Source organism: Ralstonia sp. R-29 (genome assembly GCF_049913345.1).
GTDB lineage: Bacteria > Pseudomonadota > Gammaproteobacteria > Burkholderiales > Burkholderiaceae > Ralstonia.
This window is the reverse complement of sequence record NZ_CP184379.1, coordinates 129,457-146,249: the sequence shown is the minus strand read 5'-3', so window position 1 is coordinate 146,249 and position 16,793 is coordinate 129,457. Positions and strand designations below refer to the sequence as shown.

General features: G+C 61.9%; 11 protein-coding genes and 1 pseudogene. 5 read left to right on the top strand and 7 right to left on the bottom strand.

All coding sequences use genetic code 11. The features are described from left to right. Window positions 1-27 precede the first annotated feature (27 nt). The 3 genes from tagH to ACN9M1_RS26955 all read left to right on the top strand — a co-directional run bounded on the left by tagH (window position 28) and on the right by ACN9M1_RS26955 (window position 2,945). Entirely contained in the window at window positions 28-1,434 is a 1,407-nt protein-coding gene (gene tagH / locus ACN9M1_RS26965) for a type VI secretion system-associated FHA domain protein TagH (RefSeq protein WP_426400787.1), read from the top strand. A gap of 11 nt (window positions 1,435-1,445) precedes the next feature. Next, the gene (locus ACN9M1_RS26960; RefSeq protein WP_426400785.1) at window positions 1,446-2,204 is read left to right on the top strand and encodes a PP2C family protein-serine/threonine phosphatase; all 759 of its coding nucleotides are present in this window, start codon (window positions 1,446-1,448) and stop codon (window positions 2,202-2,204) included. A gap of 72 nt (window positions 2,205-2,276) precedes the next feature. Continuing rightward, a complete protein-coding gene (locus ACN9M1_RS26955; protein WP_426400784.1) occupies window positions 2,277-2,945 on the top strand; it encodes a hypothetical protein in 669 nt (222 codons plus the stop codon). Between the two features lie 927 nt (window positions 2,946-3,872). Here the strand turns inward: ACN9M1_RS26955 and ACN9M1_RS26950 are convergent. From ACN9M1_RS26950 to ACN9M1_RS26925, 6 genes are all read right to left on the bottom strand, one after another. Further along, window positions 3,873-4,412, bottom strand: a complete 540-nt coding sequence (locus ACN9M1_RS26950) for a PH domain-containing protein (RefSeq protein WP_426400783.1) — start codon at window positions 4,410-4,412, stop codon at window positions 3,873-3,875. Window positions 4,413-4,477: 65 nt separating this feature from the next. Next, window positions 4,478-7,000: a T6SS phospholipase effector Tle1-like catalytic domain-containing protein gene (locus tag ACN9M1_RS26945; protein WP_426400781.1), complete on the bottom strand. Its 2,523-nt coding sequence runs from the start codon at window positions 6,998-7,000 to the stop codon at window positions 4,478-4,480. 58 nt (window positions 7,001-7,058) lie between these two features. Then, window positions 7,059-7,652, bottom strand: coding sequence for a DUF3304 domain-containing protein (locus tag ACN9M1_RS26940; RefSeq protein ID WP_426400780.1), 594 nt, complete (start codon window positions 7,650-7,652; stop codon window positions 7,059-7,061). After that, window positions 7,649-8,548, bottom strand: a complete 900-nt coding sequence (locus ACN9M1_RS26935) for a DUF4123 domain-containing protein (protein WP_426400779.1) — start codon at window positions 8,546-8,548, stop codon at window positions 7,649-7,651. Before ACN9M1_RS26935 ends, ACN9M1_RS26940 begins: the two co-directional genes overlap by 4 nt. A 25-nt stretch (window positions 8,549-8,573) precedes the next feature. Further along, window positions 8,574-11,444 carry a type VI secretion system Vgr family protein gene (locus ACN9M1_RS26930; protein ID WP_426400945.1) on the bottom strand — a complete coding sequence of 957 codons (2,871 nt, stop codon included), beginning with the start codon at window positions 11,442-11,444 and terminating at the stop codon, window positions 8,574-8,576. Window positions 11,445-11,600: 156 nt separating this feature from the next. Beyond that, window positions 11,601-13,475 (bottom strand): DUF746 domain-containing protein, encoded by a 1,875-nt coding sequence (locus ACN9M1_RS26925; protein WP_426400778.1) that lies wholly within the window; start codon window positions 13,473-13,475, stop codon window positions 11,601-11,603. A 153-nt stretch (window positions 13,476-13,628) separates the two neighbouring features. Here ACN9M1_RS26925 and istA point away from each other — a divergent pair, with 153 nt between their 5' ends. Both istA and istB read left to right on the top strand, forming a co-directional pair. After that, window positions 13,629-15,155, top strand: a complete 1,527-nt coding sequence (gene istA, locus ACN9M1_RS26920; RefSeq protein ID WP_426393936.1) for an IS21 family transposase — start codon at window positions 13,629-13,631, stop codon at window positions 15,153-15,155. Further along, entirely contained in the window at window positions 15,145-15,930 is a 786-nt protein-coding gene (istB, locus tag ACN9M1_RS26915) for an IS21-like element helper ATPase IstB (protein ID WP_021197713.1), read from the top strand. The genes istA and istB overlap by 11 nt, the downstream gene beginning before the upstream one ends. A 46-nt stretch (window positions 15,931-15,976) precedes the next feature. Here istB and ACN9M1_RS26910 read toward each other — a convergent pair. Beyond that, window positions 15,977-16,750: pseudogene (locus ACN9M1_RS26910) on the bottom strand (transposase); the annotation flags it as partial. Window positions 16,751-16,793 lie beyond the last annotated feature (43 nt).

The following is a 16,793-nucleotide window of genomic DNA, read 5'->3' as shown; positions in this document are numbered from 1 at the left end:
CTCCCCCTATTCGACGATGTACTGACTATGCAACTGACCGTTATCGAGCACGCCGGTCAACCCGTGGGCCGCGACGATCGAACCGTTGTCGTGTTTCGCCCGCCCGGCGGAACCATCGGCAGAGATCACGACAACCATCTCGTGCTGCAGGATGACACGCGCCAGATCTCGCGGCTGCAAGCGCTGCTGCAGGTCGCGGAGGACGCCTGCTCCCTGAAGAACCTCAGCAGCGTCTCCCCGATTGAAATCAACCGCACCCCGATCGGATATGCGCAGGCTTCGCGCCTGAATGTGGGCGACATCGTCCGCATCGGCCCCTACCTGCTGCGCGCCGAACTGGACAGCGCCGCCGACCCGCGCATGATCGTGGACGGCGCTACCCCACACACCGGTGCGAAAAGCATGCGCAACAAGTTGCGCGATGTCCTGCATGCGCACTTCGGCAGCAAGGATGCGGCCGATGTAGAGTCAACCGCGCAACCACCGCTTCAGGTCGCCACGCCCGACCAGCGGCGTCCATCGGCGGCGCCAACGCACGATCTGCAGCAGTTATCGACCGACCCGCTCGATCTATTTGCGCCGACATCGCGGGATGGCGTGGATGCGCTGTCCGGCCCGGCGACACCCGGACCCGATCGCACCTTGCAGTTGGAGCAGCCTCCGCAGCGACCTCAGGCGGTACCGCCCATCACTCAGGCCGATCATGCCCCGGATTGGGCGAGCCATGTCCGCATTCCCCAAGCGGTGCCGGCACCGTCTGCTCCGCGCGTTTCCGACCATGCGACCGACGCGACCGCACCCAGAGCGGCTCCAGACCCAGCACAGCCGGTCATCCCGGATACCTTATGGCGCGCGTTCTTTGAAGGTGCCGGGCTGGATGCCTCTGCGCAGCCCCCACAATGGTCGGAGGAACAGTTATTCATCGCCGGTCAGCTACTGGCATTGTTTGCGAATGGCACCGTAGAGCTGCTGTCATCGCGCAGCATCCTGAAGCGCGAGGTCAAGGCAGACATGACGATGCTGCTGGACCGCGAAAACAACCCGCTCAAACTGCTGCCCGACGGCAGCGCGGTGCTAAGGCAGATGTTCGGCCTGCCATTCCCGGGGTTCATGTCGCCGCAGAACGCGGTGAGCGACGCATTCCAGGATCTGCACGCCCACCAGATCGGCATGGTGGCCGGCATGCGCGCGGCACTGATGGATTTGCTGGCCCGCTTCGCGCCGCCGCGCCTGCGCGAGCGCGACAACCCACCTCGGTGGTATGAGCTCGGTGTGCCGGCGCTGTACAAGGCACGTTTGTGGGATCGGTATGCCACGATCCACCGCGAGACCGTCTTCGCCATCGAAGATGATTTCGCATCCGTCTTCGGCAAAGCCTTTCTTACCGCCTACGATGCGGAAGTTGAGCGCTACCGCGGCCGCACCCGCGGCTGAACTGCGATCACATGAAGATATCGCACGCGCAGTTCTCCCATGCGGGAAGCCGGCAGGAAAACCAAGATGCAATCGGACATGTCAGCCGGGAGCCCTACAGTTGCTTCGTTATCAGTGATGGTGTGGCAGGTAGCCCCGGCGGCGAGGTTGCCTCGCAGTTGGCCATCTCGACCCTGCTGGCTTGCGCCGGCCAGTATGCCGGCCAGCCAGAAGTGACACTGCGCACCGCCATCGATACGGCGAATAGCGCAATCCTGGCCGAACAGAGGCGGGATTCTGCACAAGACCGCATGGCCGCCACCGTGGCGGCACTGCTCATCGATCGACAACAGTGCATCGCCCAATGGGCGCATCTGGGTGACAGCCGCCTGTATCGGTTCCGCCGCGGTCTGCTGGCCGAGCGCACGCGCGATCACACTCTCGTGCAGCAGCTTGCGGACGCCGGTCATGCGGTTCATGCCGACATCAGCCCATCCTTGCTGCACCGTGCGCTTGGTGCCCAGGCCAATGCCGAACCGAACATTGGCGAAGCCGTGCCAATACGCGATGGCGACGCCTTCCTCCTTTGCACCGACGGCGTCTGGCAGCAATTGCCGGATCGCACGATCGAACACTGCCTGCGCATCGTGCATACGGTCGATGACTGGCTTGTGCTGCTTGCCGAAGAGGTCCGCAAGCATGGCCGCGCCTCCGCACACATGGACAACTACTCGGCGCTTGCCGTGTGGATCGGCAACCCCGCGCAAGTGACACTGGCGGCAATCCCATAGCGATCGCCGCCGTCCATCAAATCAACGCCTCCATCGCCCGCTATGTTGAAAGCCTCCATGACCGTTCCACACGTGACCATCGACAGCATCCAAGCTCTTGGCGGCCCCGGAAATGGCCCTGCCGGACACTCGTTTGCCCTGCTGGCACAACTCAACGTGCGTCCAAGAAATCTCGGCGCCCTGGCTGGCGAAGGGATCGACTGCCCGCAACTCGTCTGGAGCGAAACCATCGAGTGGTTTGAATTCGACGCGAACGCCGATACGTGGATTCATCGCGGCGAGGAAACGAAGGACATGTACGAAGTGAACTCCGCCTCCAGAACCTTCCTGCATTGGAACGGCTACCGCTACACGTTCTCGAAAGACTCGCCCAACGCCCCCGCGGAATTGCGCGCCACCACGAGCGAGAAGGACACCAAGCATTGGATTGCCCGCAACGGGTTCCAGTGGAATCTGCCAATCGTCGATACGCCGCGGATGGGCCTGCAAGGCGGTTCGGGCGGGGGCGGCGGTCCGAGCCTCGTGATCGGACCAAGCCGCCGTCGCGTCATTCACTTCAACCTCGGGTTCACAGGCGGAGGCCCCCGGGCGCAGGCGACGCAAATCGTCGAAACGCTCAACGGCAACTTGACCATCCAGAAATTCGTCAATCGAGGGCTCAGCCGAGGCGAGACCAACGACCCCACGAATCTCGCTCGCTGGCGTGCGCAACTGAATGGCACACAGCATTGGGATCTTTGACTTACGCTTCCTTATGAGGCCCGCGAGGTCGCGGGCATTAGTGAACGACTGGTAGCGGCCTATCGATCCGGAGCCAGGCGGCGATTTCCAGCGCTAGGCATCTTTCTCACTCGTTGACCGCGTCTCGTTGTTGCCTCGTTGCTTCAGACGCCTGGTGATCTCATCGAACGCGGCCAGCTTGGCTTCGTCGCATGATCGAAAACCTGACCGTTTCCACTCAACGTCCTCCGTCTTTTTGGGACGAACAGTAAAACCCCACGTCCTTCCGGTGAAGCTCACTATTGTCTGGACCTCTCGTGTGTTAAGTACTGATTGTCCGTCAGCATTTCGTTTCCACGCTCGGCCCAGCCAGCGCCCTCGCTTAGCCGCTCTATCCATGACCATTGAAACCGGCGATGCGTGTGCTGCGGCCGCAGTTCTTTGCATGTTTGCGCTGCAAGTTGGATCAACGCGCGCCGTCCCGCTATAGCTTGCGTGACGCAGCAAATGCGATGGGCCATCGAAAGCCTTGTTGCAGGCCATACACACGCATTCGGCGTTCGTTCGTGCTTCCACCGCGACACAGGCCCAACCGAATGTTGGTAGGCCCGGCCTAGTCCACATGCCGTCACGCCACACCGGGACGTGCAGCGCTTTAGCACGTGTGCCGTGAATTTTGTCGCCAGTCGTCCGCCGCTGAACACGTCGTGCGTTCTTGTTTTCTTGTTCAGACATCACACCACATTCAATTCGTTTCTCCGCAACGCCGCTCACTTCAACTGTCGAATGCGTCAGTCTGGGAAGTAGATGATCCGGCGCCGCCCGTTCTCCATCGAACTCACTGCCAGATGGACCGAGAAAGAGCCTCTGCGTTAGCTGCGCGTCTTATGAAGACAACAGCAGCCTGGCACCGGCAGCACATGTTCCCTTTGAACGCCTAGGGCATCTTCAAACGCGGCCCATATTGACTTCGCGGATGCCTTTACGGTCTCGAAGCGCAATCGCTGCTCGGTTCAGATTGCCCCGCAGCTGCTCGGCATTCCGCATGCCTGGAAGACGCCACTCGGGGGTGTTTGAATCGCTGCTCATGACTACCACAGTGCCGATGCCAAACAGGCGCTGCCACCACGGGTGCAGCGAGGTCACGTCCTGGATTCGGAACAGTTCAAGGCTGGAAATACGCTTGCTCAGAATGCCTTGCCGGCACGTAATGCGTTCCGTGTCGATGATGATTTCTGTGAAGGCGGTGCTCAACCAAGCGAGTCCGACGCGTGCCGCGATCGCCAGCAGTAAGGCTGGCAGCACGAACCAAGGAATTGGCCAGCGCGCATGTGCGGAAACGTAGACGGTGACCGCAATCGTGGTGACCACAAGTGCTTTCAGGAAGATCGGCGCATTAATCGCCTGTGACGGCGTTCCACGGAAGATCACCTCGGTGGTGTCCGTCCTTTGGTGGTTACCTGCATCGGTTACAACAAGATCGCTCATATGGGGGCTTCCATTAAAGATGGCCAGGCGCCAAACACTTGGCGCCATACCGTGCATGTGTTGGGCTAATCCTGCCGACCATCCAACTCTTCCATGAACGCCGTGATGGCATTCATCTCTTCCTCTGTGGCCTGCATGCTCTGATGCAAACCGGCCATCTCGTTGAGCGTGTCCGCCGGCGGCATTCCCGAACTGCCGAAGCTGTTCAACGTTTTGCCAAGCTCCTCTGAACGCATGCGCAATTGCTTGTATTGGGAATCGAGCGATTTCATGCGGCGCTTGAGCGCAACGGCGTCCAGGTCGGCTAGCTGCGGGAAGCTTGCGCGATGGTCCATGTACTTGTCGTCGTACACGGTCCGCCAGCGCAGGTATCCCCACATCTGCCAGAGTTCGCGGCCACTGGTCTGCTGTGGCAGCTGTTCGGTATAAGCCGGGTCTTTGAGTGCGTCTTCTTCCGTCTGGCCTTTGGCGTCACGCTGTTGCTTGAGGCGAGCTTGCAGTTGAAGCTGGGCCTTTTCCGCTGTCGTCAATGGAGGTGGCGGCATGACGCCGACCTTGGCCGTCATTGGCGTGATCTTGGGCGGCCCGGGATTCTTAATGGCGGCGTCCTTTGCAGCGGTCGCATTCAGCGCGTCCTGCTGCTTGCGGACCCACACGTCATTGTCAGCCCCCAGAGGTTTAAACCAGGCGCGCGAGTCATGGGCGTACCGGGAGAAGAACAGATCGACGGCGGCCGGCACGTCCGTGTTCTCCCACGCCTGTTTGACCAGGCCCCAGCTGCCGAATTTGAGATTGATCGCCTGTTTGGCGCGGAAGAACAGCGTCGCACCCTGAACTGCGCCCACCGCAGGTATCCAGGCCACCGGCCCACCAGGCGTTTCCGGCACCTCCTTTTGAAGCAGTGGGCGGCCGCCGGCGCCGGCCACGCCAGCCACGATGGCACCGAGGGTTGCCCCGGCGGCCTCCGTGACCCATTTGCCTCCTTCCATGATCCACCCGGAATAGTGCCCTTTGGACCAACTCGGAACGACGTTCTCGTAGCTCGCGTAGCGCTTAACCCACTCCAATTCCTCGGCCAGCTCCGCATCAGCACAAGCAAGGTCCACCTGATCGCACTTCGCGGCATGCTGCACGCTTGGCATGCTCGCGACCTTTCCCAACCAGCGGTGTCGCCAGCGCAGGAAATAACCGTAGTGATGGTGGATCAGCTCCGGCGTCGTCGCTGCACTGGTGTCCGCAGTGGCGCTCCGGTAAGCATTGAACGCCTTGATCAGGTCGGGATCGACTTTGAACTGGTCCTGCAGTTCGCGCGGCACTAACGTCGGACTTCTTAACGGCACCCCCGAAATCACTGCTTCCCGGTACATATGCGACAAAGGAATCTGTGACAGCTTGGCGCTGTCGTCCGGAGTCCAGTCGATGCGGCGGCCGCGCCCCTGTTCCCCCGGCTCGTATCCCCCACCGAGGTCGGAGTGCACGCCGGGGTAGACAAATTCCTCCACCGTCGCGCCTTGCGCACTATCGAGCGGAAAAGAACCACGGACCTCATGGCCAGACACCAGGTGCACGCAGCGCTTTACCAGGTCTTGGCCAGGAATACGCATCCAGCGCTTCTGGCCCCAGGCACCGTGCCCCGAGGCCATGGTTTCGATCATGCTCTGTGCGATGCCGGCAGACGCGACCGTATCGAACAGCCCGAGGAAATCGATCTGTACCGGGATGCCGCACAGGCTGAGCTTTTCGCCGTTCGCATCGCAGGCGTCCCGCAGCCAGTTGCAGAACACGCGGGCTTGCGCTGACCCGCGCGAAAAACCGAAGACGTGCAGGCGGATGCGCTTGATGATGGGCTTGCGCTCTTTGGGCATGTTGCCCAGAGCCTTCGCCAGTGCAGCCTTGCGCTCGTCCAACACCCGGCGGCGCCCCTTGGTGTTGACCTCGCGCCAGTTGGTCCGGGCCACGGCCGTCATGGACGCCATCGACCCCACACCAGCGCGCAGGTTGCGATCGAATTCGCCATGGGCCCGGTACTTGCTTTGCAGCTGGCCCTCGATCGTGGCGGGACTGCCAAGGTTCGGAATTTGAACCTCGGGCGCATTGAGATCCGCGCTCATCTGTTTGACCAAGTCACGGTCAGCGCTTTGATCCGTCAACGGTTGGCCATGATAGTGGGCGTGCAGGTGGTTATGCATCTGCAGCAGACCCCAGTTGATGCGCGCTTCACCGCCCCATCCAGCAGCGGAGCCCGCGACGGCGCAGATGCCGATGCCAAGGTCTCCCACCTCTTTATAGAACGGTGTGCCAACTCCAGCGGCATAGCTCTTGAATCGGTATCTCTTTAATTCGGTGGGTCGCGGAGTGATATCGAAGAGATCGAACAACCTGGCGACGTTGCTGTGCGCTTTCCTGGGCCGATCATTCTCGGAGTTGTTGCGAGTGCCATCGAAGAAAAAACCAAAATGTAGTTCCTCTTCGCAAGGCTGCGGACCCTTCAGATTGACCTCAATCCGTGCCTGTCGGCGATTCACGTCATCTTTTGATAGTTCAAACGGCTTGTCCGGGCATTCCGGCGCAAAACTAACAGTGGTCATCTTGAAGCAGCGCTTTCAGTGAACGGTCTTTCGTGACTTATATGGACGGTGGCCGCAACTACTTGCCCTGTGCTTTCTGCTTCTGTAGCGCCCGATATTCCTCGCGATATTCTGGGGCGTAGCAAGTCTCCCTGTCCTTCGGAGGCTTTCTTTTTAAGCATGCATCGGTCGGGTCTTCAAGGTGGTACGGATCGCCTTCCCAGCCAGGAAGCCAGTTTGTCAGATAGATTTTCACCTCTTTATTTGGAAAGAATGCAACGTACAGATAGGAAGCGCCCTTAGGCGGGTACTTCTCAAGCGGCACCTCTTTCGCGTAGAGCGCGTTCTTGTCCTTCTCGTAGAGTTCGTCGTCGCTCCACTTGACCGTCACTTTGAAGTTCGGGTCCCAATTCTTGGGAACCGAGATGGCCGTAGTCCAAGCAGTACCTCCGGAGTGCGGCATCATCGACCCACCCCACTGGCCATTCACGTACACAACACCGATCGGAATATCGGTGTAGTTCAATACGCCGATGGAGCCCCCAAGCGAGTCGTCTTGTTCGACGGCGGCCATCGGTGCTTCGGCCTTGCTACACCCAGCTAGGCTGAACAACGCACCTGCGAGAACAACCGTGCAGATTTGCTTCAATGTCGTCACGTTCATACTGGTCATGTTTCGCTGGCCACACTCGTGCATGCACGCAGAAAATCTCGCAACGCGTCGGGGTTGCGACGTGGGTTCCCGAGGACCTCCAATAGCTCCGGCTCCCGCAATCCAGCCCCATCAGTCGCAAGTGCGTAAGCCGCCAGTTGCACAACATCCGGTGTCGCATCGACACTGTGCGCCTTCGCCAGCGTACTGGCTTGCGCGACCAGGCGATAGACCTGTGCTTTATCCGTATCCGGCAATGTGCCTGGCGACATCCTCTCCATCAGGTCGATGATGGCATCCGGCATGGCCGCATCGACCATCCGATCAATATCGCTCAGCGGCAGGACCAGTTGCGCGCTTTGGTATGTCGCGGGTTCCACATGCGACTCCGAAAGCCACAGCGTTTGCAAGGTGCCAGCCCGGTCGACATAACACCAGTGCATGAGTGGTGCGGTCAACTGCGCCCAGGCAGTGGGATTCATGGCGCCAGGGAGGGCGGGCAGGACGCGTGTGTCAGCGAAGCGCAAGAGGTAGCGAGATCCGTCTTCTTCCACCACCGGCTGCAGGCACGGTTGCCACACCCGCACCAATTGATCGGCGGGCTGCCAAGAAGCGAGGAAGCTCAGCATCGGCCGGCCTTGGCAATGCGTGCCAAGGCCAGTCACCAGATCACGCAGCGGGGCGTCGGCGTGCCGTTCAAGCGGGATAAGGTATGGCGAAACCGGCAGCAGTTCGTGCAGCGTGCTGGTTTGCCCGTACAGAGGCATTTTCGGAACTGGCGAGGCAAAAGGCTTGCGATCATGGTCGAAGACACCATCGACGAGCGCGAACCAATGAACGTCCGATGCAGCTTCGATCGTCTGCAACAAGCCATCGAGCCAGTTTTTCGGGTGGTGAGAATCAACGGCCAGGTACATAGCAATTTGGGGATTCGTGGATGCCTTAGACGCCCGCCACCGGCGCGCCAGCCGCCGCTGCTCGCAGCAAGCATTCGAGGCACACGGATTGCGGGAATGATGGGAGCGAATAGGACTGGTTCACCGGCCCATTAAAGGAGCGTTCCGCCGCCTTGTAGGTAATCGGCCCGGAACACTCGACGGTGATGTTGCCGTTCTCCAGCGTGATGGCCGCACCAGCGGCGGTCGCCAGGCGGATGCGCTTGGCCGCCGCAAAGTCCACGTTCATGTTGGCCGACACGAGCTTCAAGTCCTGCTGCGACATCAGCTTGAGCGCATCGTGCTGAGCCTGCACGTCGATGTTGTCCTCGCCAGCGGTCAGCTGCAGGCCGGTGTTGTTGTCACCCGCCTTGGACAAGCCTGCCGCGATGCCGATCGCCTGCCCGGCATGCACGCGCGCCTGCTTGCCGACGGCGATGTTGGTGTCCTGGCCGCTGCCCAGCGCAATGCTCTCGCCGTTGGCCAGTTGCAGGTCCTGGCCCGCCACCAAGACCACCCCTGCGCGGCCGGTGGCGTGCACCATGGCCTCGCCCTGGTGCGGCACCTTGTCCTGCGTGCTCATGTTGCCGGCAGTGGCATCCTGCTTGGCCGCATCGAGCGCCTTGCCGTCGACCATGCCGGCCGCAGACTTCTCTTGCTTACCGAGCGGTGCTGTGCCGTCTTTAGCAGTGGCGAGTGCCGCAGTCTGGTGTGTGACGGCGCCCTGCCCCAGCGATGCGGTCAGCGCCTTGGCCTGCTTGATGAGCGCGATGCCGGCGGCGTTGTCTCCGGTGGGCACGGCCTTGCCACTCACGGCATCGCGGTACGTGGTCAGCAGCAGTCCGGACTGGCCGCGCACGGCACCATGGCCATCCGTGCGCAGCTCGAAGCCCTGGCCCCGGAAACTGCCGCGCCGGTTGTCCTGCTGATGAACGAGATAGCCCAGGTTAAGCTGGGTGTACTGCTGCGTGGTGGCGAGCTGCGTGCGTAACTGGCCGTCGCTGTCGTCAAAGACAAGTTGGTTATAGCCGCTGCCGCCGTGCTCTGCACTCTTGAAACCGGTGTGCGCGGCAGCGTTGCGGTGGCCGTCAGTCTCTGTGCCCATGCCGTGCCACGCCGGGCTGTGGCCGCCGGCGACGTTGCCTTGCGCACTGCCGGCGTTGTCGCTGCCCTGCTTATACAGCGCGGTGGCATCGCTGGCGCCAGCGCCCTGCCCGCCTGGCGTTGGTGCAATGCCGGCCTCGCCTTGGCCGTTGTACAGGGCGCCGATGACCACCGGCTGATCGATATCGTCTTCCTGGAATTTGACCAGGACTTCCTGACCGATACGCGGCAACCACTGCCAGCCCATGCCGGCGCCGGCCTGGCGCTGTGCCACACGCATCCAGCGGGTGCTCCGATCGTCTTGACGTTCCCCCAGTTGCCAAGGGAAACGAACGCGGATTTCTCCGGCCGGGGTTGCGTGGTGTTCGCCATCGCCGCCTGCTTGGGTCTGGCCGTCGGGGCCGACCACGATGGCGCTGTGCACGCCCTGCGCGGTCGGCTCGGCATACAGGCGGCCGGTGTCGGGGTGCGTTACTGCCGGACGCCAAGGGCGGCGGGCATCGATTGCGCGGAACTGACCCGCGTAGCCGTGGGCGTGCGCAGCGGCAAGCACCTCACGTGTGGGCGTACTGCGTTCGATCGACTCTTCGTCAGCCATGAAACCGAACGGGCCTGGGCCGGCTTCTGGCGGCGTGGGCGGTGTGTCGAACGTCAGTGCGGCATCGAGTCCGCCCAGGCGCTGCCCGAGTGCGAGATGCGTGTCCGCTGTCAGGTTGTTGATGCCGCAGTGCTCAACCAGATCCATCAGCAGCGGGTACGCGCCCTCCACGTCTTGCGGCAGGTGCGGGCAATCCACGACCTGCATACGCGTACCGCTGCGCAGCGTGCGCACCGTGCCGCGCCCCAAGAGCAGCAGCGCCCGCGCTTCCAGGCTCTCCATCACCTGTTCGGCGATGCGCTGTGCGTTGCCGGCATCGGGGGCCAGCGATGGACTGATCGACAGATACGCGTCGGGGCTGCCCGCGCTGGTGGCGAAGCGCGCCGGCGCATGCGCACGCGCGTTCTGCTTGCCTTCCGGGTCCCATGCGGCCACGGCCACTCCGCCCACGGTGGTGCGGCTGTGGCAGGCCAACTGCTGGATGGCGTCGCGCTCTTCCAGGCTGTGCGCGCGATGGAAGCGGATGCCACCCGCCGCAGCCGACTCTGCGTCTTCAGCCAGTTGCGTACTGTCAGCAAAGATCAGCAGCGTATGGCCCCCGTGCGCCTGGTCATCTTCGACCGTGGTGAAGCCCAGTCCCGCTTCGGCCAGCAGGCGTGTGACGAAGTGAAAGTCCGTCTCGCGGAATTGCGCGATGTGGCTGCGCGTGCCGAACGCGCTCATGCGCGCTTCGGCGCCGGCGGCGTAACGCCACGATGCATACGGATCGTAGGGCGACAACACCTGTTCAACGATGTCCGCCAGCGGCCGGTTCTGGAACACCTGGCTGTGGCGCTGCTGCGTGGTCAGCCAGAACCAGGGCACCACTGTCAGGCGATAGCGGGTGAGGCTGCCATCCGCGCCAAGCTTCTCAGCCAGCCGGATGAGACCCGTACGCTTGGCCTGCGTGCCGTCGGCCAGCGTCGTGACCAGCGTGACGCGCTGGCCCAGCAATGATTTGAGTGCAATGCGCGCATTGGCGCTGACGGCCACCACGCGCCATTCAAACAGCTCGGACAGCGCTTCCCGACCGAGCCAGGCTTCCACCGCAAGGTCCGCAAGCGGCCCATCGCCTTCCAGCGTGTACAGGCGGCGTGTGGGTGTGAAAAGGTTCTGCAGGAGGGTGGTGGCGTCCATCACGGGCATGTCAGTTGATCCGAATGCCCAGCACACCAGAACGATACGGGCGCATCAGTTTAAATGTGCACCCCATTTAAGACAAATATTACAATCGCATTATTAACATTGAGAAACATTCATGTGACTTTAAATCAGATATTCAAATCATTGAATTCATTGGCTGCCAGCTCGCCCCATGAATGACGCTCGATTCCCCGCCGAGTAGGTAGGTGCCATCAGCAGTCCCGTAATAGCATCGAATGCCGCCAGACGCGCTGCTTCGCCATTCCGGAAACCGTCGCCAGAGCGCAGGATGTGTTCCTCGCCCACGGCGCTGATCTCAAAATGCCAAGCCGTGGCGGTACTTACCACCCGTGTCAGGAAGCCATCCGCACGGAGGAATGACGAACCATCCGAAGCCTTGCGCCAGGTGCGCGATGTCCAGCGTCGGCGCTTTGACTCTCGCGTAGATGCCCAGTTGATCCATCCATTGGCCGGGAGCGAACCTTCGGTGTGGGGAGATTCTGGTACCCACGCAGCGGCTTCCCTTGCCGTTCCGCTGCCGATATCACTCGCATCGTCGCGGCGAATTCGCTCCTGGAACTTGCGCCGATTGGATTTGCGAGGTCTTCCCCTCAGCACAGGGCTGCTGTCGGAGACGTCTGTCTTGGCTGTTCGGATACCGAGCAGGAGCCGCGCTTCCATTGCGCCGCTTGGGTCCAACAAGAGCAGCCATTGGCGCCAGCCGCGTATCCAAGCCTGCAATGTCTGGGGCCGGATGCCAAGTTCGTCGGCTGCGGGTTGATTGTGCTCTCTCCACCCGAGCATCGGGATCAAGCGGTGGGCAAGATTGCGCACGACTGGGGTCGTCAGGGGCGTATTGGATACCCGTGTGAAGTACGCTAAGCAGGCTCTGCACCGGAATCCCGGCAGTCCGCTCGGTCTAGGCACGGCGTGGTATTCGGTGTGTGCGTTCCCGCACCATGGGCACGCGGCCGACTCCCTGCTATCGCCAAGCGCTGTTTCGACGCGGGGCTGTAGAAACGCCGTCAGTTCGGCGTCTTCGATGCGCGCCGTACGGCTGCGCGCGCGGCGGCGCTCCGGCAATTCGATGGTGTCTAGTCGTGGCATATGCCGCTCGCCCACCTTCGGCGCCGCGTCACGCAGGGATGCCGCGCGTGCGATGTGCGGGATCGACGTTTCCGGGAAAGTTTGGCGCTTGACTCGCAAGGCAGTGTCGATGGCATCTTGCACGATCACCGCATTGCGCGCCTGCCCCTCCTTCTGAAGCGCGTCGAGCAGCCGGCTGCGGCCGCAGTTCGGGCAGCGGATGCGGCGGCGTCCTTGGGGATCGAATCCGCCGGACTGGAAACCGCCTTCGAAGCCGCAGCGAACGCATGTTGCATGCGGCGCCACTCGGACACCGAGCCGCACTCGGGCCTCCCAGCGTCCCGACGGATCGAGTTCGAGCAGCCAGCGCCGAAACGCCAGCAGCCAGGAGAGCACCGCCTTTTGCGTGCGGCCCAACCGCAGGCCCGCCTGTTGCAGTGACATCTGCCGAGAAAGCAGCGGAATCATCGCTGCGCCTGCACTGCGGTTGGCGAGCTGTGTGAAGGGGGTTCCCGTCAGCCGATTGAACTGCCGCTTGCAGCCGTGGCAAAAGAATGTGGGAAGCTGCTCCGCTCTCCTGGGGTTTTCGGGGCGGATTCGTGTGCATTCGCAACGCGGGCACGCTGGCACCGGGTTGGGTCTGCGATTGACCAACTCAAGCCACGCACGCGTAAGAAAGCCAGTCAGTTCCAGATCTTCGGTGTCCTTGTCGTCGATCGGCGCCTTTGCCGTGATCGCTCCAACCGTGGCATCGAACCGTCGCGTCAACGGCATGGCTTTGTCTTCATCATCCTGAGTCGAAACAGCAAAACGGGTGGCGCGAACTCCCGCCCGTACTGCACCACCTTCATCGATCGTAGTTGTTGACTTGCACGGAATCATGACCCTCTGTATCAACTTGAGGCTGCGTTTGACACCCGAATTGCGCTGCACGTTCACGAATGCGTGCGAGCGAGGGGTGCTCCGCTGATTGCGTCGAGTGTGCGGATGTTGATTTGCACCGAATCCTGACCCACCCGAGGTAGGTTTTTGCATCGAATGTTGACCCACGTATAGAACACTGTCCCGCTCGGCAACGAGCGGGAGATCGGAGTGATCGACGTGGCCATACTGAGCATCATTCGACGCTGGCATCTTCGCGACCAGATCCCGCTGCGCGAGATCGCCAGACGCCTGGGCATCTCCAGGAACACGGTCAGGCGCTATCTGCGCGCTGACACCACGGCACCGGCCTATCCTGCACGGCAGAGTCCGAGCAAGCTCGACGGCCATGCCGCCAAGCTCTCCGCTTGGCTCAAGACCGAGGCCAACAAGCCACGCAAGCAACGGCGCACACTCAAGCAGATCCACACTGATCTGTGTGCCTTGGGCTTCACCGGCTCCTACGATCGCGTTGCCGCATTCGCTCGCCGCTGGCGCCAGGAGCAACAGGAGCAAGCCCGCACGTCGGGGCGAGGCACCTTTATCCCACTGCGCTTCGCAGAGGGTGAGGCCTTCCAGTTCGACTGGAGCGAGGACTGGGCGGTCATCGCCGGCGAGCGCACCAAGCTGCAAGTGGCTCAGTTCAAGCTCAGCCACAGCCGCGCATTCTTCCTGCGCGCGTATCTGCTGCAGACCCACGAGATGCTGTTCGATGCCCATCACCACGCCTTTGTGGCCTGGGGCGGTATCCCGCGTCGCGGCATCTACGACAACATGAAGACCGCCGTGGATCGCGTGCGCCTGGGCAAGTTGCGTGACGTCAACTTGCGCTTCAGCACCATGGTCAGCCACTACCTGTTCGACGCCGAGTTCTGTAACCCGGCCTCGGGCTGGGAGAAGGGGCAGATAGAGAAGAACGTGCAGGACAGCCGTCACCGCATCTGGCAACGCATCCCTGCATTCGGCTCTCTGGCGGCACTTAATGACTGGCTGGCCGACCAGTGCGTACGGCTGTGGCAGCAGACCCGCCATCCTGAGCTGGACATGACCCTCTGGGAGGCCTGGTCGCTGGAGCGGCCACACCTGATGCCCGTGGGGCAGCCGTTCGATGGCTTTGTGGAGCACATCAAGCGCGTCTCACCAACCTGCCTGGTGACCTTCGAGCGCAACCGCTACAGCGTACCGGCGTCGTTTGCCAACCGGCCCATCAGTCTGCGCGTCTATGCCAATCGGCTCGTGTTCGTGGCCGAAGGCCAGGTGATTGCCGAGCACGTGCGGCACATCGACCGTAGCCATCTTCCGGGGCGCACAATCTATGACTGGCACCACTACCTCGCGGTGCTGCAGCGTAAGCCCGGTGCGCTGCGTAACGGCGCACCGTTCGCCGAACTGCCAGAGGGCTTCCGACGCCTGCAATCCACACTGCTCAAACGCCCTGGTGGCGATCGCGAGATGGTCGAGATCCTGGCGCTGGTGCTGTTGCACGACGAACAGGCCGTGCTCACTGCGGTGGAGCTCGCACTGGAGGCGGGTGCCCCGTCCAAGCAAACCATCCTGAACATCCTCAGCCGCCTCCTGGAAGGCGAGCCCGTGGCACCGATCACCTCACCACAGGCACTGGCGCTGCACGTCGAACCGCAGGCCAACGTCGGCCGCTACGACAGCTTGCGAGATCGGGAGGTGCATCATGCAGCATGAAGTCATGTTGGAGATGCTCAAGTCGTTGAAGCTGCACGGCATGGCACAAGCGCTGGGCGACCTGGCGGCGCAGGACTCGCCGGCCTACCAGTCGGCCGTGGCCATCCTGTCGCGTCTGCTCAAGGCCGAGCTCACCGAGCGCGAGGTGCGCTCGCTGGCCTATCAGATGAAGGTGGCGCGCTTCCCGGCCTACCGAGACCTGACTGGCTTCGACTTCAGTTGCAGCGAGGCCAACGAGGCGCTGGTGCGGCAGCTTCACCGCTGTGAGTTCTTGGAGTCAGCGCACAACATCGTATTGGTCGGTGGCCCCGGGACCGGCAAGACCCATCTCGGCACTGCCATCGGCGTGCAGGCGGTGGAGCACCATCACCGCCGGGTGCGCTTCTTCTCGACCGTGGAGCTGGTCAACGCGTTGGAACTGGAGAAGGTCTCCGGCAAACCAGGCCATCTGGCCACGCGACTCATGTATGCCGACCTGGTGATCCTCGATGAGCTGGGCTATCTGCCGTTCAGCCAGACCGGCGGCGCATTGCTGTTCCACCTGATCAGCAAGCTCTACGAGCGCACCAGCCTCATCATCACCACCAACCTGAGCTTCGGCGAATGGTCCAGCGTCTTCGGGGACGCCAAGATGACCACCGCGCTATTGGATCGCCTCACGCACCACTGCCACATTGTTGAAACCGGCAACGATAGCTATCGTTTCAAGCACAGCACCACCCAGCCCAAGAAGGAGAAACGCACCGCCAAACAACCCGCACAAAGCGACACCTAACAGCCTTTGGGGTGGGTCAGTTTTCGATGCAAATCCTGGGTCAGGATTCGGTGCAAATCAACACCTGGACGTTGTACCCCACCAAACCTGTTCCCTTGGCCTGCGAGTTCATCGATCGCGAGTCGGGATCGGTAAGTGAACGTTGCCCGTCGGGCTCGTTCTTCAACGCCTCCTTCGTGTCATCGAGTTGCTTCATCTGCTCGCGTAACTTCCTGATCTTGTCCTGCAGGCGTTCGGCCTTCGCCTCGACTTCTGCGGGCTGCGTGCGGTCGGCAGTTTCCAGGGCATCGAGGTAACGTTGGATGCTCTGCTCGATCTGCTTCTGCCGGCCGTCAATCTTGCCTGGCGTGAAGTTGCGGTCGCGGCTGTTGACCGCCTTGAACTTGCTACCGTCGATGGCCACGATCGCTTGCGAGAACAGCTTCAGGTCTCGGCACAGACCAATGAAGCGGCGGCAGACGTTGCGAATGCCAGCTGCGTTGTCGCGGCGGAAATCGGCGATGGTCTTGAAGTCCGGCGCCAGCCGCCCGGTGAGCCACATGAGCTCGACGTTGCGCTGGGCTTCGCGCTCCAGGCGGCGGCTGGACTGGATGCGGTTGAGGTAGCCGTAGATGTAGAGCTTAAGCAGTACCGCCGGGTGGTACGAAGGACGGCCAGTGGCGGCGGGCTGAGCGCCTTCGAACCCAAGGGACACAAGATCGAGTTCTTCGACGAAGGCTTCGACGACACGTACTGGATTGTCCTGGCCGATATAGTCATCCAAGCACGCAGGCAGTAACGTCACTTGCTGGCGGTCTTCACCCTCGATGAATCGCTTCACGGCCACCTCGCTTCAAAACGCTTGGCTCAATATAGGCGACCAT

What these genes read in the sequence shown, in the direction of transcription:
- ACN9M1_RS26930 (WP_426400945.1), bottom strand. Translation starts at nt 11,444, where the DNA reads ATGGACGCCACCACCCTCCTGCAGAACCTTTTCACACCCACACGCCGC.
- ACN9M1_RS26935 (WP_426400779.1), bottom strand. Translation starts at nt 8,548, where the DNA reads ATGTACCTGGCCGTTGATTCTCACCACCCGAAAAACTGGCTCGATGGC.
- ACN9M1_RS26950 (WP_426400783.1), bottom strand. Translation starts at nt 4,412, where the DNA reads ATGAGCGATCTTGTTGTAACCGATGCAGGTAACCACCAAAGGACGGAC.
- ACN9M1_RS26960 (WP_426400785.1), top strand. Translation starts at nt 1,446, where the DNA reads ATGAAGATATCGCACGCGCAGTTCTCCCATGCGGGAAGCCGGCAGGAA.
- tagH (WP_426400787.1), top strand. Translation starts at nt 28, where the DNA reads ATGCAACTGACCGTTATCGAGCACGCCGGTCAACCCGTGGGCCGCGAC.
- ACN9M1_RS26940 (WP_426400780.1), bottom strand. Translation starts at nt 7,652, where the DNA reads ATGACCAGTATGAACGTGACGACATTGAAGCAAATCTGCACGGTTGTT.
- istB (WP_021197713.1), top strand. Translation starts at nt 15,145, where the DNA reads ATGCAGCATGAAGTCATGTTGGAGATGCTCAAGTCGTTGAAGCTGCAC.
- ACN9M1_RS26945 (WP_426400781.1), bottom strand. Translation starts at nt 7,000, where the DNA reads ATGACCACTGTTAGTTTTGCGCCGGAATGCCCGGACAAGCCGTTTGAA.